This is a genomic window from Protofrankia sp. CiP1_Cm_nod2 (genome assembly GCF_920664355.1).
Lineage (GTDB): Bacteria > Actinomycetota > Actinomycetes > Frankiales > Frankiaceae > Protofrankia.
Genome location: NZ_CAKKTL010000085.1, coordinates 20,241 through 21,144, shown reverse-complemented (window position 1 = coordinate 21,144; position 904 = coordinate 20,241). Strand labels below are relative to the sequence as shown.

1 protein-coding gene is annotated in these 904 nt (G+C 74.1%); it reads right to left on the bottom strand.

The genetic code is table 11. The features are described 5' to 3' along the window. On the bottom strand, positions 1-606 hold a 606-nt coding region (gene sepH, locus NBW84_RS11645), incomplete at its 3' end, for a septation protein SepH (RefSeq protein ID WP_250284465.1). Between the last annotated feature and the right edge of the window lie 298 nt (positions 607-904).

Sequence of the window (904 nt, the reverse complement as noted above, 5' to 3'; positions counted from 1 at the left end):
GGTGAAGACCGGCTGCGGCGGCGGCGGGGCGGCGGGCTCGGCCGGGGCCTCCGGCGCCACCAGCGCCCGGGCCGCGTCGTCGTGCGGGCGGACGCGGCGCACCACCGGATCCCAGGTCCAGCGGGCGCAGCGGCTCTCCGAGGTGAGCTGGACCAGCCAGATCCCGTCCACCCGGCGCCAAGCGTCCCACTGCGCGTTCTCCGGGTCGTCCTGCGCGGCCTGCAGCCGCGCGTCCACCACCTCGCCGAGGGGACGGCCGGGTGCGCCGCCGGGATCCTTCGGCAGCAGGGCGGCCCGCGCCTCCTGCACCACCCGGGCCCGTTCGGCGAGCACCGGGCCCTCGTAGCGTTCCACCCGCTCGACCGCGATGCCGGCGACCCGCGCGACCTCCGCGGTGGTCTCACCGGCCCGCAGCCGGGCCTGGATCTCGCGGGGGGTCAGCGCGCTTTCCTGGCGTACCTCGCTGCGCCGCGCGCCGCGCAACGTGGCCCGCAGCCGGTCGTCGACCGGCACCCGGAACTTCTCCGCGTCGGGCCCGCCGGCGGCGTCGGCGAGTACGAGGTAGCCGCCGTCCTCGCTGAGCGCGACCGCTCGCAGCTCACGCATGGCGCCTCCTCATCGGCGTGGTCCGAGTCTGCCACAGCGCGTTCGGTGACGACAGGTAGGTGACGATAGGTGCCTGGGCTGCCGAGAACCCACCGTTCATGCCTACAACCACACCTTGCCATCGGTGCGCCTGTGGTGTCCCACCTCGCCGAGTCGACACGCTCTGCCGGAGTTGCCGGTATGGCGACACTACCCACTTCTGGAGACGACGGTAGCCGCGGGGCCACTTTTTGGAGAGAAACGGGCGCCGCGGGCTACATTTCGACGGTGGCGCCCGTGGGACGCCTTTCAGCCGGCC